Raw genomic sequence first — 22,311 nt, 5'->3', positions numbered from 1 at the left:
AGGGGAGGTTGAAAACGTGAGCTCTGTAGCAAAAAAACAGGGGATGGGTGCTGTCATATGGGATTATTTAACGACAGTAGACCATAAAAAGATTGCCATTCTCTATTTAATTGCAGGTGGATTGTTTTTTATAATAGGCGGAATAGAAGCACTATTTATTCGCCTTCAATTAGCGATTCCTAACAACGCTTTTCTTGTTGGGGATGCTTATAATCAAGTATTAACGATGCACGGTACAACAATGATTTTCCTCGCAGCTATGCCACTCGTGTTTGCATTTATGAACGCCGCCGTGCCACTTCAAATTGGTGCGCGTGATGTAGCGTTCCCGTTTTTGAATTCACTCGGATTTTGGTTATTTTTCTTTGGTGGAGTATTTTTAAATTTAAGTTGGTTTTTAGGTGGAGCACCTGATGCAGGATGGACATCTTATGCATCATTAGCTTTAGCTTCTAAAGGCCATGGTGTTGATTTTTATGTACTCGGCTTGCAAATTTCAGGTATTGGTACATTAATTGGAGGTATTAACTTCCTTGTTACAATCATTAATATGCGTGCGCCAGGAATGACGTATATGCGTATGCCGATGTTTACATGGACAACGTTTGTAACATCTTCACTTATATTATTTGCTTTTCCGCCGTTAACTGTAGGATTAGGACTTTTAATGTTAGATCGTTTATTTGGAACAAGTTTCTTTAATCCAGCATTAGGTGGGAACACAATTATATGGGAGCATTTATTCTGGATTTTCGGTCATCCGGAAGTATACATTCTTATACTCCCAGCTTTCGGAATATTCTCAGAAATCTTCGCGACATTTTCGAAAAAACGATTATTTGGTTATTCATCGATGGTGTTTGCGACAGTATTAATTGGATTTTTAGGATTCATGGTATGGGCGCATCACATGTTTACTGTTGGCCTTGGTCCAGTTGCAAATGCTATTTTCTCAGTTGCGACAATGGCAATTGCGGTTCCGACAGGTATTAAAATATTTAACTGGCTCTTTACAATGTGGGGCGGAAGTATTCGTTTTACAACACCGATGATGTGGGCGGTAGCTTTTATTCCATCATTCGTAATGGGTGGAGTTACAGGCGTTATGCTTGCATCTGCACCAGCTGATTATCAATTTCATGATAACTATTTCGTAGTAGCGCACTTTCATTATGTAATCGTCGGTGGTGTTGTATTTGGTTTACTTGCAGGGGCTCATTATTATTGGCCACTGATGTTTAATAAAATATTAAATGAAACATTAGGTAAGATAACATTTTGGTTATTCTTTATCGGTTTCCATTTAACATTCTTTATTCAGCATTTCCTTGGATTGATTGGTATGCCACGTCGTTACTACACATATCTTGAGGGGCAAGGATTGGAAATGGGGAATATGATTAGTTCTATTGGAGCTGTGTTTATGGCTCTTGGAACGATTGTTCTTCTATTCAATGTAATAAAAACAACTGTATCAAAAGAGAAGGCTGGTCGTGATCCATGGGATGGACGTACACTAGAATGGACAATGCCAGCACCTACACCGGAATATAATTTCAAACAATTACCATTTGTTCGCGGGTTAGATCCGTTTTGGATTGAAAAACGTGAAGGTAATAAAGAGATGACGGCGGCGGAACCAGTTGGTGATATTCATATGCCAAATGCTTCATTTTCACCATTTATCATTTCTCTAGGCTTATTCATAGCGGCATTCGGTGCAATGTATATGCAAGGTGGAAAAGATAAGTTCTGGTTATTAGTAGCAATTATTGGTTTAATCATTACATTTGGCGCAATGTTCCTTCGTTCAGTAGTCGATGATCATGGATATCATATTCATAAGGAAGATTTAGAGGATAAGGGGGGCAAGGCATAATGCATGTAGATGAAAAATTAACGAATGAAACATTTCCAGCAGAGCCTGAAAAAGCAACCCTTGAGGGGAAAAATAAGTTTGTCGGTTTTTGGTTATTTCTTGGAGGCGAAACAGTATTGTTCGCTTCCTTGTTTGGCACATATTTAGCATTAAAAAACTCTACAAATGGTGGACCAACATCTCAAGAGATGTTTCAAATGCCGCTCGTTTTCATTATGACGATGCTTTTATTAACGAGTAGTTTAACGAGTGTATATGCGATGTACCATATGAAAAACTTTAATTTTAAGAAAATGCAACTTTGGCTACTTGTAACAGTGTTGCTTGGCTTAGGGTTTTTGGGATTTGAAATATATGAGTTTTATCATTATACACATGAATTTAAGCATACTATGAGAAGTAGTGCATTTGGCTCTGCATTTTATGCTCTTGTTGGTACACATGGACTTCACGTATTGTTTGGATTGTGTTGGATTTTAACATTAATTTTTAGAAATGCGAAGCGTGGTTTAAATTTATACAACGCACCAAAGTTTTATGTTGCATCAATTTATTGGCACTTTATTGACGTAGTTTGGGTGTTTATTTTCACTGTAGTATATTTAATGGGAATGGTGGGATAAACAATGGCGATAAGACAAACAAATAATCCTAAGGTGGATCTTGTTTATCGGAAGAGAAAAAGTGCAGAGGAGATGAAGCACCAAGTTATTACGTTTGCGCTAATGATTTTCCTGACATTAGTTGCATTTGTAGCGGTAGCATATCCAAAAACTTTTAGTCCAACCTTCTCTGTTCCGTTTATTTTACTATTAGCAGTGGTGCAAGTGATTTTTCAATTGTATTATTTTATGCATATGAGCCATAAAGGGCATGAGGCTGCAAGTTTCTTTCTGTATTCTGGCCTGTTAATAGGATTAATTACAATTTTAGCTTTTATGACAATCGTGTGGATTTGAAAAGTGAAGAATAAGGGGGCTTGTGTTGTCACAGCCCCCTCTTCACATTATGTGGAAGGATAACCATTAGGAAGGTGGGGGTGACAATGAGTAACTTATGGATATTTGGCTTTCAAGCTTTATGGAGTCCATTCTTTTTATTATTTATGCTTTCGATTCTTATTGGATACTTCTTAATTATTGGACCATATAGAACTCGATTTGAAAATGCGACGAAGGTAAGTAAAAAGCAAATTTTTTATTTTACGTCTGGAATTGTTCTTTTGTATTTTGTAAAGGGTGGACCTATTGATTTAATTGGCCATATTATATTTAGTGCACATATGTTTGAAATGGCAGTCATGTATATTGCAGTTCCGCCTTTATTATTATTTGGTATACCAGTTTGGTTATATCGTTATATTACTTCTTTTAAGCTAGTTCAGATTGTGTTGAAAATTTTTGCTAAACCGCTTATTGCATTGTTTGTATTTAATGGACTGTTTTCTTTTTATCATTTGCCAGTTGTTTTTGATGCAGTAAAACAAAGTCAAATTGCCCATCCGATTTGCCTCGCTATATTATTTTTTGCGGCAATCATGATGTGGTGGCCGATGTTAAATCCGTTACCAGAATATCAAACGTTAAGTGATATAAAGAAACTTGGTTATATGTTTGCTAACGGTATATTATTAACGCCAGCTTGTGCATTAATAATTTTTGCAACTGCACCGTTATTTGCAACGTATACGGATTCAGCTGCTTGGATGAAAGCGATGGAACTATGCGTACCTGCGGGAACTTTATCAGAATTAAATATAACTGGACCAGAATTTTTGCACTGGATGCCAGTAGTACAAGACCAACAAACGGGCGGTATCATTATGAAAATTGTCCAGGAAATAGTGTACGGTACGATTATCGGCTATGTATTCTTTAAATGGGCGCGTAGAGAACGCGAAAAGGATAAGGAGCAGTTGCAACAATTGCCGCCATATTTACAGACTAAGTAAAAAAGTGTATGGGATTCCATATGCTTTTTCTTTTTTTTAGTTTTAGCTTTAGGTATTTATAAAAGATTGAATTTTCAATCTTTTTGTGTTAAGTTAGTGTTGGCGTGTACTAAAAGTGGATATAAAATTTACTACTAGCTTTCATGCGTAATAATTCCATATGTAGTGCAAGTTTTTTAGAGAGTTACAAATTTATATTGTTATCTTTAATAAACACGAACTATTTTAAGGGGGAATTTAAATGGGTAGTAGCGGAAGTATGGTAAAGCCGATTAGTGGTTTTTTAACAGCGTTAATTCAATATCCAGTACCGGTAGTAGAGTCACGTGCAGACATTGATAAACAAATTAAACAAATCATAAAAACAATTCATTCAACTAAATCAGGTTATCCTGGATTAGAATTAATAGTATTTCCCGAATATAGTACACAAGGGCTCAATACAAAAAAATGGACTACAGAAGAGTTTTTATGTACAGTGCCTGGGCCAGAAACAGACTTATTTGCTGAGGCATGTAAAGAATCTGAAGTGTATGGTGTTTTTTCTATAATGGAAAGAAATCCTGATGGTGGAGAACCTTATAATACAGCGATTATTATTGATCCACAGGGTGAAATGATTTTGAAGTATCGTAAGTTAAATCCTTGGGTGCCGGTCGAGCCTTGGAAAGCTGGAGATTTAGGCTTACCTGTTTGTGATGGACCTGGAGGGAGTAAATTAGCTGTTTGTATTTGTCATGATGGCATGTTCCCTGAAGTAGCCCGTGAAGCAGCCTATAAAGGCGCGAATGTCTTGATCCGTATTTCTGGATATAGCACACAAGTTAGTGAACAATGGATGTTAACCAATCGTTCAAATGCATGGCAAAATTTAATGTATACATTGTCAGTGAACTTAGCGGGTTATGATGGTGTATTTTATTACTTTGGTGAAGGACAAGTATGTAATTTTGATGGGACTACTTTAGTGCAGGGGCACCGAAACCCTTGGGAGATTGTTACTGCCGAAGTATATCCAGAGCTAGCAGATCAGGCTAGATTAGGATGGGGGCTCGAAAATAATATATATAATTTAGGCTCAAGGGGATATGTAGCGACTCCTGGTGGAGTGAAAGAGAACCCGTATACGTTTGTAAAAGATTTAGCTGAAGGTAAGTATAAAGTTCCCTGGGAAGATGAGATTAAAGTGAAAGATGGATCCATTTATGGGTATCCAGTTAAAAAGACGATTCATTCTTAAGGAAGATAAATAGAACAAGCGCATCATATTGATGCGCTTGTTCGGTTTACTCAATAATTTGAAATGCTTTTAACTCTTTTTCGACATTTTGTAGGAGTTGTTCGCTTTTTTGGAGTACATTTGTTGGGAAAGTCTCATCATCACCATATTCAACACCGTGAGGATAATAATGTTTTCCTAATAAGGGAGGGAGTAGTTTTACTTCAGCGTGTCTGCTGCCAATGTCGCCTTCAACAGCAACTCCGCGCACTCGTAAGTAATAAATATCCTTTAATATTTCAAATTTATAATCGTATGTAACTCTTTCGTAATCCCACTGTCCAGCTAGTACAAAATGGTTCTTTTCCATAATCTCAGTTAAAAGGGATAAATCAACGACGGCCCCATTAAATTTCGTATTTGTAAATTGCATATAATACCTCCTTTTTTAATGTTACATCATTATTTTTATAATAGTATGAATAATAAGAAAGTGCAATTCATATTGAGAGAAAAGGGATAATCCAGACTTTTTTTGTGAAAATATGATATAGTGAAAAGAGTACGGTACACACAAAAAAGGAAATAAAAGGATTTGTGTATATCTCAATTTTATGTTTTGTGCAGGAGGTATATCGTTTGAAGAAATTATTGCGTATCGTAATGATTACATTTTTAATTTTAGCTGTTGATTTATACGGGAAATTACTCGTTTCACAATATATATTAACCCCATCTCAATCAAAACAAGAAAATAAAATTGTGAAAAAGAAAAAACAAGTCGATGAGGACTCCTCAGACACTGTTTTAAATATGATTGGTGGAGATTCTGAAAATCTATTGGCAAAGTGGGGAGAACCAGCTCGAATAGAGCCATCTGCTTACGGTTATGAATGGTGGGTGTACAATCAAGATTTAAATCAGTACGTTCAATTTGGAGTTGCTGAACGTAAAATTGTAACAGCGTATGTTGCTGGTGAACAAGTTAAGGTACCGCCTTATTATATAAATGAAAAATATGAAGATGTATACAAAAAGAATCCGCTCTCGCATGAGATTTCATTAAAAAGAGGGAAGAATAGTTATCAATTTGAGTTATCTGATACGGAAGTAATGGAACAGCCGTTAGTACCTGTAGAAGATGGATGGGCACAATTATATTTTGATCATTTCACACATGAACTCGTTGGTGTTCGTTATATGGATGATGAAACGTTATTGCGCCAAAGACCGTATCAGCTTGTTTATTCAGGTGAATTAATAGCAGAACAACCATTAACACCAGAAAAGATGAAACAAGTAGAGAATGGGAATATGCAACAAATTTTTGATTTAACAAATATTATTCGAAGTCGTCATGAACTACCATTGTTAACGTGGGATCAACAAACAGCAGATGTTGCTATTGGACATAGCAAAGATATGAAAGACAATAATTACTTTTCACATGATTCACCTACATTAGGTACGTTAGGAGATCGTTTACAACGAGGACGAGTAGGGTTTCAGCTTGCTGGTGAGAATATAGCGGCACAACATAGTGATGGAATTGCGGCGGTACAAGGTTGGTTAAATAGTGAGGGGCATAGAAAAAATTTATTTAATGAACAATTTACCGGATTAGGTGTTGGGGTATATGATAAATTTTATACGCAAAACTTTATTCGAAAATAAAGTGAAACTTTAAGTAGTGTAAAAAAGGTGCATGAATCGTCTAAAAATAGGCGAACCATGCGCCTTTTTTTTCTTACAATATAAGTAGATATACATGAAGAGGTGAGGATTATGCCAACAACAAAAGGACCGTTACATCCATCGGTTCAACAGTTTAAAGAATTTGTAAACCATCACCCTAAAATGGTTCATGACGTTAGAAGTGGTCAAAAAACTTGGCAGCAATTTTATGAAGAATGGTACTTACTTGGTGAGGAAGATCCAATATGGGCAACTTATAGACCTGATGGAGCGCCTGCCTTTTCTTCAGTAAAAGAAAATAAAAAAGAGAAGGAAAAAGACAATCGAACTGAAGAGGAAAAAACTGCTGATGTGATGGGACAAATGCTTTCTTTTTTTAAAAAGCTAGATGTGGAACAAATGCAGCATCATTTAGCTAATGTGACGAGTGCTATCGGGAGTGTGCAACAAGTTATTCAACAGTTTCAAGGAAGTCGCACGCAACAAGAACAAAGTACTTCCAAAGAAAATAATCCATTTTTCTTTCAAAAGGATTAGGGGGAAAGATGATGAGAGAAGAACTTATGGAGTTTATAAAGGCTGATGAGGACTTATCGCGTTATATTAGGGAGCAGCCATACTGGTATAGGAAGTTAACCCGAAATCCTGAAGAAAAAGAAGCTTTTGAGCTGGCTGCTATGCAACATTTCAAAAAAACGATACCAGATAAAGTAGAAAAATTTCAAAATCAATTGGCGGTTGCTTCGATCATGATTGATATGTTTCAGTATATGAAGCAGCAAAATACGACATAATTGGAAGGGAAAACTATGTCCGTCATGCAGAACTTTTGTTACAATAGAAGCGGATTATTTAAAAAAGGAGTTGCAGCATGACGGAAATTTGTTTAGTACGACATGGACAAACTGATTGGAATTTTCAAGAGATTATTCAGGGGCGTGAAGATATTCCACTTAATGAAGTTGGGAAAAAGCAAGCGAGTCAAAGTGCGGCTGCTTTGCAAGTAGAATCGTGGGATATTATTATAAGTAGTCCGTTAATTAGAGCACAAGAAACGGCTAAGGCAATCGCAGAGGCAGTTGGATTACAATCCATTTTATTAGATGAACGATTTGTTGAACGGAATTTTGGAGAAGCTTCAGGGAAGCCGGTTGCGACTGTTAGAGAGTTAATTGCGGAGGGTAAAGTAGAAGGTATGGAGTTAGATAAAGAAATTGTAGCTCGTTGCTTTGCTGCTTTAGAAGATGTTGCAGTAACTCATTCTGGTAAACGTATTATTATTGTTGCTCATTCACATGCGATAAAAGCTATTTTACATGCAATTGCACCAGATGAAATTACGTTTAAGACCCCGTTAAAAAATGCATGTATTAGTTATGTGAAAGAAAACGGCGGAGAATGGGATGTTCTTAAATATAATATTGCGGAACATATTAATGTATAAGCGTATCTGAGATTGTTTGAAAATAGTTAGAGTCATATCTTTCTTTTAAGTGAGTCACTTCAATTAGTAGTTCTATTCTAAATGTGGTATGATGAATACTCGGAGGTGTCTCTCATGATTGTAGCGACGCTAGAAAGCGTATTAATATTAGATAAGGCAGAGCAGCTTGCAAAAGCGATCATCTGTTCAGATATAGCAGAAGATTATCGTAAGTGTTATAAAGAATTGCATGAGGATGTGGAAGTTCAGACATTAATTCAGCAATTTACAGCGATGAAGGAACGATATGAGGAAGTGCAGCGTTTTGGGAAATACCATCCTGACTATACTATCGTGTCAACAAAAATGAGGGAATTAAAGCGTTCTGTAGACTTGCATGATAAGATTGCAACCTTTAAACGAGCAGAAACTGCTTTACAAAAGTTATTAGATGAAGTTAGTGTAGCAATTGGTTCTGAGGTATCCTCTTCTATTAAAGTTCCAACAGGAAATCCATTTTTCGATGCTGGTGGCTGTGGCGGAGGTTGCGGTACTGGCGGAGGTTGCGGTTGTAAAAAAACGGGGTGATGTACCCCGTTTTTTAGAAGATGTAAGAAAACGTATACAGAGTTTGTTTCATTATGTCATAAATTTCTGGTTAGTTTTCAAAAATATAAAATATAAGTTTTTAAAAGGAGAAGATGGAGAAGATTATGTTCGGGCAACGACAAAGTATGATTGTTTATTTACATTCATTGAAACATGCCAAGATTTTAAGAAAATATGGTAACATACATTACATATCAAAACGATTAAAATATGCCGTTGTATATTGTGATATGGAACAAATTGAGCATATGATGCATAAGTTGAATAAACTTCCTTTTGTGAAAAAGATAGAACAGTCGTACCGTCCGTTTTTAAAAACGGAATTTGAAAATTCCCGTCCTGATCGGGCAAAAGAATACGATTATAGTTAAAGTAAAAAAATCCCCTGCTACGTTTAGCGTGGGATTTTTTTACTTTAAATAAAGTGTTATTTCATTGGAGGAATGAAATTATTCATTCGTAAAATACCAATTAGATGATTGAAAAATAGTTCTTTTTCTGGGAAAGTTGTGGACGGTTTTACAGTAAATGTGGTCACTTTTTTTCCTAGTTTTTCTGCCATTTCTTCAAATAAAATGACACGTTTACTTTTTTTATTTTCAGGCATAGGAATACCTTCACGACATATGTATAATGGCTGGAAATCACCAGTAGTGGTCGGTTTTAATATTACAACAAGCGAGCATACTTTCTTTTCGTTTTTAATTGTTTCAAATTGTAACATATGTGTTATACGTTCTTGGTTTGCTTTGGCAATTTCAAGTAATTCATATAAATCAGAGTAGCCTTCTCCAAGTTCTATAAAGCGTTGAATCATATTTTTTCCTCCTCTTTCTTTTACTGTACCATCTCACTTTTTAAATGAAAAGTAGACAAAGAAAAAAAACCCTGCAAAGCAGGGCCCTTCTTATACTAGTATGTACTAGTAAGAAGGCAAAGGGAGAGGAGAAACCGGAGGAAGAACTTATGGGGAAACGTAAGTCTTCTCCGCGGTTGGCAACAACATCGAAGGTGATGTTGTTATAATTATTTATGTCCAATCTAAATGAAGATATACATAATGAATTTAAATTTTATGTTTGGCTTTTTATTTTTCTTTTTTTTATTTTATGATAGGATAAAAAAAGATAAAGTGAAACTTTAATCAGTGGGGGCATCCCCGCTGATTATTAGCCTTCACTAATCGGGCGTTTACGGGCAGTTAATTTCCCACCTCACTTTTTGTTCTAACCGAATTTTGAGTTGGGAATTTTACTGCCCGTTAATGCGGGGGAAAGTGGAATTAATGTACATAATGGGTTTGTGTTAGCGAATGGCGAGATAAATACATAAAAAATGACGAGCGGTTATTTTTAGAGAAAGTTTCTTATGGATAGGTGAAAGTTACATATAGTTTTGCAGCGGTTACTGAAGTGGGAAATTATTTTATAAGCGCTCGATAGATTGAAATAAAGGTAGTGACAACAGATGAGAGTAGTTTCAGGAAAATGTAAAGGGCACCCACTTAAAGCGGTTCCCGGCAATACAACACGTCCAACGACGGATAAAGTAAAAGAATCTATTTTTAATATGATAGGCCCTTATTTTGATGGTGGTACCGCTCTTGATTTATTTGGGGGTAGTGGTGGCCTTGGAATTGAGGCTATAAGTAGAGGGATTGAAAAAGCGATTTTTGTTGATCGAGATAGTAAAGCGATAAAAGTCATTCATCAAAATTTAGAAAGTTGTAGAATACATGAACAAGCTGAAGTGTATCGAAATGATGCAGAGCGTGCGGTGAAAGCGCTCATAAAGCGTGAAATGTCATTCGATCTTATACTAATAGATCCTCCATACAAAGATCAAAAAATTGTATCTTTGATTAGTGTGATGGATCAACATGGATTGCTACATAGAGATGGATTAATTATGTCAGAGCATGGTAATGATGTTGTTTTACCTGATTCTATAGGGAATCTTGTAAAAGTAAGAGCTGAAAATTATGGGATTACAGCAATATCGATTTATAAGTATGAAGGTGAGGAGACAGAATGACAAGTATAGCTATTTCTTCAGGGAGTTTTGATCCAATTACCCTTGGGCATCTTGATATTATTAAAAGGGGAGCAAAAGTGTTTGATGAAGTGTACGTAGTTGTTTTAAACAATTCATCAAAAAAACCATTCTTTTCAGTTGAAGAACGTCTAGATTTAATTCGAGAAGCAACAAAGGATATCCCAAATGTAAAAGTGGATTCGCATAGCGGGCTATTAGTGGAGTATGCAAAAATGCGTAATGCAAATGCAATTTTACGTGGTTTACGAGCGGTTTCTGACTTTGAATATGAGATGCAAATTACTTCTATGAATCGAAAATTAGATGAAAATATTGAAACCTTTTTTATAATGACAAACAACCAATATTCATTTTTAAGTTCGAGTATTGTGAAAGAAGTTGCGAGGTATGGAGGAAGTGTAGTAGATCTTGTGCCTCCTATTGTAGAGCGTGCTTTAAAAGAAAAGTTTCAAACCCCGTTAAAGTGAACGGGGTTTTTCTTTATTCATGCGTAAAAACAATAAGATAACATATAAGTATAAACAAAATAATGTGAAAATCGGTCCGTAGTGTACAAAAGATGTCCAAATTTCAAGTAGTGTAGAAGAATGATTGGATAAAAATACGGGAATATCTTTTTCCATAGGTGAGAAAGAACTTACTTTCTCATAAAAAGGTTTCCAAAATATAAACGTAAAAATAGGAGCAAGAATACTTTGGATAAGTCGTGCGAAAAAATATGGCTTAAATCGGATATCCGTTTCAGCTAGTATGCTAGCAACTTGTGCCTGAATTGAAAGGCCGCTAAATGCTAAAATGAAGCTTGTTACCATCGCTTGTTGCAGAAGGGGTGTTTCATTTATTTGACTAATCATTTGGCTTCCGAGTGTCATTTCAAAAATACCTGATAATATCGGAATACTAAAATCAGTACTTAGTTGGAAGAATGATAAAATATGTTGCATAATAAAAGAAAGAGTTGCTGTAATATGGAATACAGTAATCATTTTGTTTAACACAGAAAATAAAATAATAAATCCGCCAATCATAAGTAATGTTTGAATGGAAGAAACGATAGCGTCCCCAAGTAATTTTCCTATTGGTCTTTTTTCTTGCAAGCGTGTTTGGTGAAGGATTGAAAAAGGGTTTTGAAAAGGACGTTTTTTAGTAGTTTGTTTATCATTTGTGTAAGATGTGTTATGCCCGTAAAAACGCATTATTAATCCGACGGCAAAGTTGCTTAAATAATGTGCAGCAGCTAGTACGATTCCTAATTTCGGATTATTGAAAAAACCGATAGAAACAGCTCCAAAAATAAAAAGTGGATTAGAAGAGTTTGTGAAAGATACGAGGCGCTCGGCTTCAATTTGTGTTATTTGATCGCTTTTTCGCAGTCTAGCGCTTAATTTGGCGCCAGCAGGGAACCCTGAGGCCATGCCCATTGCCCAAACAAATCCACCTATTCCTGGAACGCGAAAAAGTGGTCGCATGAGTGGTTCTAATATAACGCCTATAAATTTTACAACACCGATACTAATTAGAAGTTCCGCAATGATGAAAAACGGTAATAGTGAAGGGAATACAACTTCCCACCATATATTTAACCCTCGAATGGAAGCTTGCAAAGCAGCTTGGGGGTGGAGTACAAGAGAAAAGGTTAAAAATAGTGTTGATATGGTAAGGAAAGCGGTTTTCCATTTTTCATACATGTAAGTAAATCCCCCTTTGTCCCAAAAAACGTTCATTTCAGTATACGTGGATACGTGGTGAATTTAGACCATAAGTATGAAAAAGGGATGAAAAAAATTAAAGGGTGAGAAAAATGAAAGAACCGAAGATTGGTTTAGCGCTTGGATCTGGGGGAGCGAAAGGATTTGCTCATATTGGCGTTATAAAAGTTTTAAGGGAAGCGGGTATCCCGATTCATATGATTGCAGGGAGTAGTATGGGGGCCTTAATAGGTACATTTTATGCAGCTGGCTGTAACGTTGAACGATTGTATAAATTGGCGACTGTTTTTAAGAGGAAATACTATTTAGATTTCACGGTACCAAAAATGGGGTTTATTGCTGGTAAACGTGTCAAAGATATGATTAAAATGTTTACATATAATAAAAATTTAGAAGAGTTAGATATCCCGACAGCTGTTGTGGCTACTGACATATTGAAGGGGGAGAAAGTGGTTTTTACAAGTGGTCCTGTTGCAGATGCGGTGAGGGCTAGTATATCTGTCCCTGGAGTGTTTGTGCCAGAAAAGGTAAATGGACGATTATTAGTAGATGGTGGAGTGATTGATCGCATCCCAGTTTCGGTTGTAAAAGAGTTAGGTGCCGATATTGTTATTGCTGTTGATGTATCTCCGATTAAGGTGAATGGTGAGGTTACATCTATTTATGATGTAATTATGCAAAGTATTGAAATTATGCAGCATGAGCTTGTAATGAATCGGCAAATTGCATCAGATTTAATGATGCGACCAGCTGTGGAACAATTTAGTTCACGTGCTTTTACAAACATTGAAGACATTATTCGAGTCGGAGAAGTAGAAGCAGAAAAACATGTTTCAAATATTTATTTATTAATTGAGCAGTGGAAGGAGAAACATAATGTTTAAGCGTTTTCGGTTTATATATGCAATCTTAATAGGTGTGATATTGGCGATGTTACTTGTTTATGTGCGTTTACCGTACTATGTAACAAAACCAGGAATGGCTGCGAAATTAGAGCCGTATGTCCAAGTTGAGGGTGGAACAAAAGAATCTGGTGATTTTATGCTTGTAACGGTTTCGATGGGGCCGGCAAATGTGGTGAATTTAATAGCGGCACAATTTAATAAATATACACATGTTTCGAAGGCGGAAGAAATATTGCAAAGGGGCGAGAGTGATGAAGAATATCAATTCCGCCAAAATTATGCAATGAAAGACTCGCAAAATGCAGCAATTTATAATGCGTATAAACAAGCGAATCGTACTGTTTCTTTTGAAAATAAAGGCGTATTAGTTGCTGGTGTAGCGAAGGGTATGCCGTCAGAGGGGAAGCTTAAGCTTGGAGATATCATCATAGCTGTCGACGGAAAAACATTCGAAAAGACGGATCAATTTATTGAGTATATGACAGGGAAAAAAGAAGGAGATACAGTAAATATTGAGTACATGCGAGGCGGAAAACAGTTAAAAGAAAATTTAAATGTAAAGACAATTCCTAATGGAAATGGCCGCGTAGGTATAGGTGTCTCTATCGTGACGGAAAGAGAGTTAGTAGTAGATCCGAAAGTGAAAATTGATTCCCATGAAATAGGTGGGCCATCAGCAGGCTTAATGTTTACATTAGAAATATATAATCAACTTGTGGAAGAAGATTTAACAAAAGGACATGAAATTGCTGGAACAGGTACAATTAATGAAAAGGGAGAAATTGGCCCAATTGGTGGTATACAGCAAAAAGTGGTAGCTGCTAGTGATGCGGGTGCTGAGGTGTTTTTTGCGCCAAATGAAAAAGGTGCGGAGAAATCCAACTATAAAGATGCACTTGAGGCTGCGAAAGATATTAAAACAAAAATGAAGGTTGTACCAGTGGATACGCTGGATGATGCGTTGAAGTATTTGGAAAAAATGGGTGAGAAAAAATAAACCTCTCTGAAATAGAGAGGTTTTTCTTATAGAAACGTTGTAGTTGTTTCATCGTAACGAATTGGATGGTGTATTACGTCTTGTTTTAGTAGTTGTGTCCGTAATGGTTCTTGCATGATAGAGAAATATACAGAATTTGCTTTTCGCTCTATATGTAAAGTAGGATGGTCAAAACTTTTTGTATGAGTAAGGATTGGAAGTTCTATTTTTTTCTTGTTTTTTGAAATATAAGTTTGTCCTTTTTGTGACATGCCGAGTAGACGAATATACGGTGCATGTTGTTCTATATTTGCCATATGCATCTCTTCTTTTGTCGTGTTTGTTAAAATATGTGTACAGGCTCTTTGTAATCTAGTCCATGTATAACGTTTTGTTTTTAATGCTTCCATGAATGAGTGGAAGGAAGAGCTGTTTTGTATTTTTGATAAAATACGATGCTCTAAACCTTCTTCGATTTCATATATATGTCGTAAGTCCCCTGGAGACATCGTCATAAGTTTGTATTTAAAAAATGAAAAGTATTGTTCCCAATTATGTAATATCCCGAAGTTTTGTTTATAAGTTGCTAAAAGAGAAGCGGTTGCTTTCGGGATAAAAGGCTCAATTTCTGTAAATGAACCATTTTCGCTAAAGAGTTGTTTACGAATACTCGTTGCACTTGCGATATGTTGGTTACTAAATGTTTCATCGTGATAATGAGATGCGTATCTTTTTATAGTTTGTGCTTGCATAGAACTATTTTGCGCCAGAATTGCTTTTATGTATTGAAAGCCTAAAATGTTATTTGGTTGTGACATATCGATGTTTTTTTTGGATGGTAAAATGTGTAGAAAGGCTTCAGATGTAGCTTTGGCGTAACTATTACCTGCGCTCATAAATTGCTTTACGAGACGATTAAAAGTCGCTTCTTCGTTTTTTTGTACAGAGATGGTATTATAAAAATTTTCGATTTGTCCATCTTCACTGCCAAAACAAATTTCAGAAACGCGTAAGGCATTTAAGATGGAAATAGCACCATTTGCAAAAGTTTCAGCTTTTTGTGTTGCGAATGCGTATGGAAGCTCTACAATAAGGTCTACACCGCTTGCTAAGGCCATTTTAGTGCGATACCATTTGGAAATGAGTGCGGGCTCACCACGCTGCAAAAAAGGGCCACTCATAACGGCAATTATAATATCAGAGTGTGTTAACTTTTTTGTTTGTTGCACATGATAATCATGACCGTTATGAAAAGGGTTATATTCAACGACAATACCACTGGCTTTTATGATAATCTCTCCTTTCGATGTAGCATCTTTTTGGAAAACATGATACTCTATATATTATTTACTATGATGACTTCATTATAGTGTAAAGAAAAAACATTGACAAATATAAAATGGCTAGCTATAATTTTGTTTGTTGCCTTGAGGTGATATGATATGAAATGGTCCATCCATCAATTGAATAAATTGAGAAATAAAGGATTGACATTGGATGAGATGGTAGATGTAAGTGAGCTAAAAGAGGTCGAGAAAGATATTCGTGAAATTAATCCTGTTCATGTAACAGGAAGAGTTGATTTTGGCTCCGGGAAGTTTACGTTCCATCTACATATAACTGGAAGCATGGTTTTACCATGTTCTCGCTCTTTAGTAGATGTGACATTACCATTTGACATTAAAACAACTGAGGTGTTCCAAACTTCAGAAGAAGAGTTTGAAACAGAAGCTGAAATTCATTGTTTAGAAGGAGAAGTACTTGACTTACTGCCCGTAATCAAGGAAAATATACTTTTGGAGATTCCAATGCAAATTTTCAGTGATGATGTTTCTGGTGGAGCACCGATGCAAGGTCAAGACTGGCAAGTGATTTCGGAAGAAAACAAAGAAAAGGCTGTTGATCCAAGATTGGCAGGACTTGCAAAGTTTTTTGACAAATAATCGGAAGACTGGTTTAGGCCTTCATATGAAAATAATTATTTCTTTTAAGGAGGTGGGAAGAATGGCTGTACCTTTTAGAAGAACTTCTAAAACAGTAAAAAGAAAGCGTCGTACGCATTTCAAATTATCAGTACCTGGTATGGTAGAGTGCCCAAGCTGTGGTGAAGCGAAATTAGCTCACCGTGTATGTAAAGCATGCGGTACTTACAAAGGTAAAGAAGTAATCAGCAAGTAATTGCGGGAAAATAAACGTAGAAGATATCTTCTGCGTTTATTTTTTTTGTTTTATTCTTTAGTTGTTGTATTCTATCTTTTCTAGTAACTGCATATGCTTAATAAAAAATGCATAGGGAGGACTAGAGAGATGGCGACAACAAGACAAGATGCTTGGACTGATGATGAAGATTTGCTTCTGGCAGAAGTAGTACTCCGGCATATTCAAGAAGGTGGAACGCAACTTTCTGCCTTTAAAGAAGTGGGAAGACATTTGTCTCGTACACCAGCAGCATGTGGATTTAGATGGAATTCTTACGTGAGAAAGCAATATAAAGAACGTATTGAAGAAGCGAAACAACTTCGTAAAGTAGAAAATTATGAAGTGAAAGAGACGGAGGTATTAGAGCCTACGTCAATTACACTGAATGATGTTATTGATTTCTTGCAAAATTATAAAGATGAAAACTCTTTAATGGTGTTGCAAAAACAAGTTGAATCGCTACAGACAGAGAGAGAACGACTTCTAGAGCGATTATCAGTATATGAGGAAGAGTATAGAACATTACTTGATTATATCGATCAAAAAAGAAGTGTAATGGTAGCGGAAAGAAATAGTGTTCGTTCGAATGGAAAGTTAGAGAAGTTAAAGAAATAAAAACAGCTGTTACGCAGCTGTTTTTTTTATTTCTTATGCAGATTCCTCGTTTGTAATCGCATTCATATTTGTTTCTGGATGCCAAATATAAAAATCACCATTAGTTACTGATACAGGTTGGAAATTTAATTTATCCCAAAAACCAGCTGAATGGATACGTGCTATCGTTTTAACTGGGAACTGTAGTTGTTTTGCATAATTCACAAGCATTTGTCCAAATCCTTGTTTTTGAAAAGTTGGTAACACTTCAAGTTTATAAAGTTCTAGGTAAGGGCCAGTAATGTCAAATGGTTCGCCACCATCCCTTTTCATATATAGACTCATACGTGCGATTAGTGATCCGCCATAATAAATACCATAAAATGGTGATTCGCTATTGTTTTCAATAATGTTTGCTTGTAACTCTTCCAACATAGATAGTTCTAGAGCTCCGCAACCTTTAAATTTTTTAAATTCATCTAATGTTTTATAATTGATGAGCAAGCGCTCAACTTTTGGGAATCCCATTACATCACATCCTTTTCTTATCTTGTTGAATCCAGAAAAGTAAAAATATTTATAATAATATTATAACTTATTTTTTTATTTTTATGAAGAAGATAGTATATTTCTTTTATTATTTTTTTGAGGATTTGCTAAACTAAGAATAGAAGCACGTTAATAGGTAGTATATACATAGTGAAAGAAGAGGTTGCATTTATCTGTTAGGAGTCAGTGCAAGCGTAGGATGTATGCATGTGAATTAGAAAGATATAAAGGGAGGGAAGGCAAGGAAATTTAATATGAATTCCTTGGGTGAAAATGAAAATTGGAATTGTAGGATCAGGTGCTATTGGTCTATTGTATACATTTTATTTACAAAAAAGTAATCAAGATGTCACGTTGTTTACAAGGACGGCTAAGCAGACTGAAGAATTGAATAAAACAGGTGTAACTTGTATTAGAGATGGGAAACGTGAAACGGTATTTCCATCCATTTTACCGATAGAATATATGTTAGATCAGAAGTTAGATTATACATTTATTGCTGTGAAGCAATACCATATAAATGACATATTACCGTTTGTGCAAGGAGAATCATCATTAATCTTTTTGCAAAACGGAATGTCGCATCTTCATGCTATACAGAAAATAAGAAATGAGAATATAGCTGTTGGTATTGTAGAACACGGTGCGAAAAAAGAAGAAAGGTATACGGTCCATCATACTGGAATAGGTATAACGAAGTTTGGGGTAGTGCGCGGTCCATTTTTATATTTTAAAAAAGTATTCGATTATTTTCCTTTTGCTCATTTTCCAATTCAAATAGAGGCTGATTGGAAAGGTATTATGTACAAAAAATTAGTAGTAAATGTATGTATTAATCCATTGACAGCGTTATTGCGGGTTCAGAACGGTGAGTTAATTACGAATCCTTTTTTTTATCAAATGATGGAGCAAGTATTTAGGGAAGTTGCATTTCTTGTTAGTGAAGAACAAGAAATGGTATGGGAAATGGTACGAGGTATATGTGAAAGAACGTCTCATAATACATCATCTATGCTAGCAGATGTAAGAGCGAATAGACAAACGGAAATCGATGCAATTGTTGGATATGTGTTAGAGAAAGCTAAGAAACAGCAACGACCAGTTCCGACACTTCAATTTTTGTTCGATGCAATAAAAGGATTAGAAGTAAAAGAATAAGTGTTATTCTTTGCTTTTACGTGAAACATTGACTACAATGTGGATTGGTGAGAGAACTGGATACGAAAGGAAGAATTATATGGAGATAAACGAAATCTCTGTTCCGCAACAAGGTATTGTAGCGGACTATATGAACGGTAAAAAAGAGATACAGTCGTGTTTTGATTATATGTTAACAGAAGTTGCTTTTAAACAACGTTTACATGATTTGCGTGAAAGGAAGTTTTTCCGCCAAGAGTTAGTAGCGCATTTATTAGAATATAATACAAAATTGCAAGCGGGAGAATCTACAATTCAAAATGTAAAAGCGCTTGGAGATGAAAATACATATGTTGTTATAGCTGGACAACAAGCGGGGTTATTAACTGGACCGCTTTATACAATTCATAAAGTTATTTCAATTTTACAGCTTGCAAAGGAAAAGGAAGAAAGTTTAGGCGTTAAAGTCGTTCCTGTATTCTGGATTGCTGGTGAAGATCATGATATGGATGAGATTAATCATACTTTTGTAACGAAAAATAAAAAAATAAAAAAGACTATTTTTCATGACCGTAATCCGAAAAAGGCGAGTGCTTCTGAGTCTGAACTGTCTGTTGAAGATTGTAGAAAATGGATGGAAGAGATTTTTAAAACATACCCAGAAACGAATTTTACAAAGGATGTATTACGATTTGTAGATGATGCTTTGAATAAATCGAATACGTATGTAGATTTCTTTGCTTACCTTATTACAAAAATGTTTGCTAATTCTGGTTTAATTCTTGTTGATTCGCATCATCCTGAATTAAGGAAGTTAGAGGTTCCATTCTTCAAACGTATTATAAGCAAGTATAAAGAAGTGCAAGAGGGGCTTCACAATCAGCAGGAAGTAATTAAAGAATTAGGGTATAAGCCAATTATTGAAACAAAGTCTAATGCAGTGCATATATTCATGGAAATCGATAATGAGCGAGTGCTGCTTGAAGACAATCAAGGAAAGTTTGTCGGAAAAGATGGGACACATTCTTTTTCATATGAAGAATTGATTGAAGAGTTGGAGAGAAGTCCAGAGCGTTTTAGTAATAATGTTGTAACACGTCCTCTTATGCAAGAGTATGTATTTCCTACGCTAGCGTTTATTGGAGGTCCAGGGGAGATAGCTTATTGGAGTGAACTGCAACAAGTATTCCATACTGTTGGTTTCCAAATGCCGCCTGTCGTTCCTCGTCTTACAATGACTTATATAGAGAGAGATATAGCGACAGATTTAAATGATTTACAGTTGCAAGAAAATGATCCGTTTTTACATGATGTAGATAAATTACGTGAAAACTGGTTGTCTGATCAAATAGAGGAACCAATCGACGATCGATTTATAGAGGCGAAAAAAGAAATTATTGATATTCATACATCATTACAACAGTTTGTGAAAAAAATAGATCCAGGATTAAGTGAATTCGCAGGGAAGAATGAGTTGAAAATTAATGAACAAATTGAACTGTTAGAAAGAATGTTGAAAAGAAATGTTGAGAAAAAACATGAAGTTCAACTAAATAAATTCCGCCGTATACAATGTGCAATTCGTCCATTAGGAGCTCCGCAAGAGCGCGTGTGGAATGTATGTTATTATTTAAATCAGTTCGGTTTGGATTTCGTTGATCGAGTGATGGAGAATTCATTTTCTTGGGATGGAAAACATCATGTTATAAAACTATAGAATCTTGCTCTTTGGAGCAGGATTTTATTTTTATTCTGTTGAATTTACTGTGAAGTGAAATTTTTCTGAATTATCATTTTGTAACTGGTAGAGATTGTATATATGTAGGATACTTAAATATATGACAAAATCACACAAAATGTAAACGTATTATTCTCTTTTTCGACAGTTTTTTATTTAAATTCCCGTAAAAAATGATAAAATTTAGTATATAATAAAAGAAAATAGCGATTTATATAGTATGCTGCCTTTGTTGGTAAGTTAACTGAGTCGTTCTTTAGTAGTATTTCATTCTCTGATCGTGAGAAATACGTTTAGAGGAAGGAATACATTTAACATAAATTAATTGGAAAAAGAGTAGGTGCAACAATGTTTAAACACGTAACAGTGCTTTTGAAAGAAACAGTAGACGGCTTAGATATAAAGCCAGATGGTACATATGTAGATTGTACACTGGGGGGAGGAGGACATAGTTCTTATTTATTATCCCAATTGACTGATGGGGGAAAATTAATTGCTTTTGATCAAGATGAGATAGCGATTCAAAATGCAAAAGAAAAATTTTCTTCATACGGTGAGCAGTTTATAACGGTAAAGAGCAATTTCCGTTACTTATCTGAAAAACTACAGGAATTAGGCATAACAGAGGTAGACGGTATTTTATTCGATTTAGGTGTTTCATCCCCACAATTAGATACACCAGAGCGAGGCTTTAGTTATCATCATGATGCACCGTTAGATATGCGGATGGATCAAGATGCCCCATTAACAGCATATGATGTTATAAATAGCTGGTCATATGAACAACTTGTAAGAATTTTCTTCCAGTATGGTGAAGAGAAATTTTCAAAGCAAATAGCAAGAAAAATTGAAGCGTATCGTGAAAATAAAGCTATTGAAACGACAGGAGAATTAGTGGAACTAATAAAAGAAGGTATTCCGGCTCCTGCGCGTAGAACTGGTGGACATCCTGCGAAGCGAGTTTTCCAGGCAATCCGTATTGCTGTAAATGATGAATTGAAAGTATTTGAAGAAGCGTTGGAATCTGCTATTGAGATGGTCAAGCCTGGTGGAAGAGTTAGTGTTATAACATTCCATTCATTAGAAGACCGTATTTGTAAAACAACATTTAAGCGAAATAGTACAACGCCGCAATTGCCGCCAGGGTTACCAATTATCCCAGATGAATTTAAGCCGAAATTAAAGCTTATTACAAGAAAACCGATTTTACCTTCTGATATAGAGCTGGAAGAAAATAATCGAGCGCGTTCTGCGAAGTTGAGAATCGCTGAAAAACGATAAAAAGGAGAGAGAGGTATGACTAATTTAGCTGTAAAGTACAAACAACAAGCGCAAGAAGAGGTACAAATTCAAACGCCCCCACAGCAGATGGTTAAGCCGAAGGTTAAAGCAAAGATCACAAGGGTCGAAAAACTGATGTATGTAGCGTTTATTGGCTTCTTATTGTATGCCTGTGTAGCGTTTATTGGGAATAAAGCAGGGCTTTATCAAGTTAATGTAGAAGCAGCGACGATCGAAGAAAAAATTGTACAGCAGCAAAAAGAAAATCAAGAATTGCAAGCTGAAGTAGAGAAGCTAAGTCGCTATGAACGAATCGCTGAAGTTGCAAAAAAACATGGGCTAGAAATTAATGCGAATAATGTGAAAGGCCTCAAGTAAGGCAATAGGTGTGA

General features: G+C 35.7%; 27 protein-coding genes. 22 read left to right on the top strand and 5 right to left on the bottom strand.

Features of this window, described 5'->3' with window-relative positions:
* Positions 1-43: 43 nt before the first annotated feature.
* The 5 genes from ctaD to MHB70_RS17985 all read left to right on the top strand — a co-directional run bounded on the left by ctaD (position 44) and on the right by MHB70_RS17985 (position 5,070).
* Positions 44-1,879, top strand: coding sequence for a cytochrome c oxidase subunit I (gene ctaD / locus MHB70_RS18005; protein ID WP_170957719.1), 1,836 nt, complete (start codon positions 44-46; stop codon positions 1,877-1,879).
* A complete protein-coding gene (ctaE, locus tag MHB70_RS18000; RefSeq protein WP_000557861.1) occupies positions 1,879-2,502 on the top strand; it encodes a cytochrome c oxidase subunit III in 624 nt (207 codons plus the stop codon). The genes ctaD and ctaE overlap by 1 nt, the downstream gene beginning before the upstream one ends.
* Positions 2,503-2,505: 3 nt before the next feature.
* Positions 2,506-2,838 carry a cytochrome c oxidase subunit IVB gene (ctaF, locus tag MHB70_RS17995; RefSeq protein WP_001007827.1) on the top strand — a complete coding sequence of 111 codons (333 nt, stop codon included), beginning with the start codon at positions 2,506-2,508 and terminating at the stop codon, positions 2,836-2,838.
* An 86-nt stretch (positions 2,839-2,924) separates the two neighbouring features.
* On the top strand, positions 2,925-3,830 hold the full coding sequence (gene ctaG, locus MHB70_RS17990; protein ID WP_061529578.1) for a cytochrome c oxidase assembly factor CtaG: 906 nt from the start codon (positions 2,925-2,927) through the stop codon (positions 3,828-3,830).
* 241 nt (positions 3,831-4,071) lie between these two features.
* Positions 4,072-5,070, top strand: coding sequence for a formamidase (locus MHB70_RS17985; protein ID WP_000535796.1), 999 nt, complete (start codon positions 4,072-4,074; stop codon positions 5,068-5,070).
* Between the two features lie 46 nt (positions 5,071-5,116).
* Here MHB70_RS17985 and MHB70_RS17980 read toward each other — a convergent pair whose 3' ends face one another.
* Complete coding sequence (locus tag MHB70_RS17980) at positions 5,117-5,482, bottom strand: YugN family protein (RefSeq protein ID WP_001160934.1); 366 nt, start codon at positions 5,480-5,482, stop codon at positions 5,117-5,119.
* Positions 5,483-5,688: 206 nt separating this feature from the next.
* Here MHB70_RS17980 and MHB70_RS17975 point away from each other — a divergent pair, with 206 nt between their 5' ends.
* The 6 genes from MHB70_RS17975 to MHB70_RS17950 all read left to right on the top strand — a co-directional run bounded on the left by MHB70_RS17975 (position 5,689) and on the right by MHB70_RS17950 (position 9,147).
* Entirely contained in the window at positions 5,689-6,723 is a 1,035-nt protein-coding gene (locus MHB70_RS17975) for a CAP domain-containing protein (RefSeq protein WP_000735382.1), read from the top strand.
* Between the two features lie 111 nt (positions 6,724-6,834).
* A complete protein-coding gene (locus MHB70_RS17970) occupies positions 6,835-7,281 on the top strand; it encodes a YlbD family protein (protein ID WP_001143329.1) in 447 nt (148 codons plus the stop codon).
* Positions 7,282-7,292: 11 nt separating this feature from the next.
* The gene (locus MHB70_RS17965; protein ID WP_001206442.1) at positions 7,293-7,538 is read left to right on the top strand and encodes a YlbE-like family protein; all 246 of its coding nucleotides are present in this window, start codon (positions 7,293-7,295) and stop codon (positions 7,536-7,538) included.
* 77 nt (positions 7,539-7,615) lie between these two features.
* Positions 7,616-8,188 (top strand): histidine phosphatase family protein, encoded by a 573-nt coding sequence (locus tag MHB70_RS17960; protein ID WP_061529577.1) that lies wholly within the window; start codon positions 7,616-7,618, stop codon positions 8,186-8,188.
* 114 nt (positions 8,189-8,302) lie between these two features.
* The gene (locus tag MHB70_RS17955; RefSeq protein ID WP_000634357.1) at positions 8,303-8,755 is read left to right on the top strand and encodes a YlbF family regulator; all 453 of its coding nucleotides are present in this window, start codon (positions 8,303-8,305) and stop codon (positions 8,753-8,755) included.
* A gap of 125 nt (positions 8,756-8,880) precedes the next feature.
* Positions 8,881-9,147, top strand: coding sequence for a YlbG family protein (locus tag MHB70_RS17950; protein ID WP_002093356.1), 267 nt, complete (start codon positions 8,881-8,883; stop codon positions 9,145-9,147).
* A gap of 56 nt (positions 9,148-9,203) precedes the next feature.
* Here MHB70_RS17950 and MHB70_RS17945 read toward each other — a convergent pair whose 3' ends face one another.
* On the bottom strand, positions 9,204-9,593 hold the full coding sequence (locus MHB70_RS17945; protein ID WP_000616007.1) for a DUF7147 family protein: 390 nt from the start codon (positions 9,591-9,593) through the stop codon (positions 9,204-9,206).
* Between the two features lie 650 nt (positions 9,594-10,243).
* On the opposite strand from MHB70_RS17945, the gene rsmD reads away from it, so the two are divergent.
* Both rsmD and coaD read left to right on the top strand, forming a co-directional pair.
* Positions 10,244-10,810: a 16S rRNA (guanine(966)-N(2))-methyltransferase RsmD gene (gene rsmD, locus MHB70_RS17940; RefSeq protein WP_001266984.1), complete on the top strand. Its 567-nt coding sequence runs from the start codon at positions 10,244-10,246 to the stop codon at positions 10,808-10,810.
* A complete protein-coding gene (coaD, locus tag MHB70_RS17935) occupies positions 10,807-11,298 on the top strand; it encodes a pantetheine-phosphate adenylyltransferase (protein WP_000200597.1) in 492 nt (163 codons plus the stop codon). Before rsmD ends, coaD begins: the two co-directional genes overlap by 4 nt.
* Here coaD and ylbJ read toward each other — a convergent pair.
* Complete coding sequence (ylbJ, locus tag MHB70_RS17930) at positions 11,290-12,519, bottom strand: sporulation integral membrane protein YlbJ (protein ID WP_000273078.1); 1,230 nt, start codon at positions 12,517-12,519, stop codon at positions 11,290-11,292. The genes coaD and ylbJ overlap by 9 nt on opposite strands.
* 113 nt (positions 12,520-12,632) lie before the next feature.
* Between ylbJ and MHB70_RS17925 the strand changes: the two genes are divergently transcribed.
* Together MHB70_RS17925 and MHB70_RS17920 are read left to right on the top strand one after the other, a co-directional pair.
* On the top strand, positions 12,633-13,424 hold the full coding sequence (locus MHB70_RS17925) for a patatin-like phospholipase family protein (protein WP_000662585.1): 792 nt from the start codon (positions 12,633-12,635) through the stop codon (positions 13,422-13,424).
* Positions 13,417-14,442, top strand: a complete 1,026-nt coding sequence (locus tag MHB70_RS17920; protein WP_000476315.1) for a SepM family pheromone-processing serine protease — start codon at positions 13,417-13,419, stop codon at positions 14,440-14,442. Before MHB70_RS17925 ends, MHB70_RS17920 begins: the two co-directional genes overlap by 8 nt.
* Before the next feature lie 26 nt (positions 14,443-14,468).
* Here MHB70_RS17920 and MHB70_RS17915 read toward each other — a convergent pair whose 3' ends face one another.
* Complete coding sequence (locus MHB70_RS17915; RefSeq protein WP_165497424.1) at positions 14,469-15,710, bottom strand: nucleotidyltransferase; 1,242 nt, start codon at positions 15,708-15,710, stop codon at positions 14,469-14,471.
* A gap of 153 nt (positions 15,711-15,863) precedes the next feature.
* Between MHB70_RS17915 and MHB70_RS17910 the strand changes: the two genes are divergently transcribed.
* From MHB70_RS17910 to MHB70_RS17900, 3 genes are all read left to right on the top strand, one after another.
* Positions 15,864-16,364, top strand: coding sequence for a YceD family protein (locus MHB70_RS17910; RefSeq protein WP_000872142.1), 501 nt, complete (start codon positions 15,864-15,866; stop codon positions 16,362-16,364).
* A 61-nt stretch (positions 16,365-16,425) separates the two neighbouring features.
* Complete coding sequence (gene rpmF / locus MHB70_RS17905) at positions 16,426-16,599, top strand: 50S ribosomal protein L32 (protein WP_001984764.1); 174 nt, start codon at positions 16,426-16,428, stop codon at positions 16,597-16,599.
* A 129-nt stretch (positions 16,600-16,728) separates the two neighbouring features.
* Positions 16,729-17,235, top strand: coding sequence for an RsfA family transcriptional regulator (locus tag MHB70_RS17900; RefSeq protein ID WP_000246458.1), 507 nt, complete (start codon positions 16,729-16,731; stop codon positions 17,233-17,235).
* Positions 17,236-17,268: 33 nt separating this feature from the next.
* Here MHB70_RS17900 and MHB70_RS17895 read toward each other — a convergent pair whose 3' ends face one another.
* Positions 17,269-17,742, bottom strand: coding sequence for an N-acetyltransferase (locus MHB70_RS17895; RefSeq protein ID WP_000506685.1), 474 nt, complete (start codon positions 17,740-17,742; stop codon positions 17,269-17,271).
* Positions 17,743-18,036: 294 nt separating this feature from the next.
* Between MHB70_RS17895 and panE the strand changes: the two genes are divergently transcribed.
* The 4 genes from panE to ftsL all read left to right on the top strand — a co-directional run bounded on the left by panE (position 18,037) and on the right by ftsL (position 22,297).
* The gene (panE, locus tag MHB70_RS17890) at positions 18,037-18,921 is read left to right on the top strand and encodes a 2-dehydropantoate 2-reductase (protein ID WP_061529702.1); all 885 of its coding nucleotides are present in this window, start codon (positions 18,037-18,039) and stop codon (positions 18,919-18,921) included.
* A 79-nt stretch (positions 18,922-19,000) separates the two neighbouring features.
* Entirely contained in the window at positions 19,001-20,617 is a 1,617-nt protein-coding gene (bshC, locus tag MHB70_RS17885) for a bacillithiol biosynthesis cysteine-adding enzyme BshC (protein WP_000405028.1), read from the top strand.
* A gap of 369 nt (positions 20,618-20,986) precedes the next feature.
* Positions 20,987-21,919, top strand: a complete 933-nt coding sequence (gene rsmH, locus MHB70_RS17880; protein WP_000472506.1) for a 16S rRNA (cytosine(1402)-N(4))-methyltransferase RsmH — start codon at positions 20,987-20,989, stop codon at positions 21,917-21,919.
* A gap of 15 nt (positions 21,920-21,934) precedes the next feature.
* Positions 21,935-22,297, top strand: coding sequence for a cell division protein FtsL (gene ftsL, locus MHB70_RS17875; RefSeq protein ID WP_000182809.1), 363 nt, complete (start codon positions 21,935-21,937; stop codon positions 22,295-22,297).
* Positions 22,298-22,311 lie beyond the last annotated feature (14 nt).

The organism is Bacillus sp. FSL M7-1020, from assembly GCF_038050415.1.
Taxonomy (GTDB): domain Bacteria; phylum Bacillota; class Bacilli; order Bacillales; family Bacillaceae_G; genus Bacillus_A; species Bacillus_A toyonensis.
The sequence above is the reverse complement of the archived record's forward strand: the minus strand, read 5'-3'. Positions and strand labels throughout refer to the sequence as shown.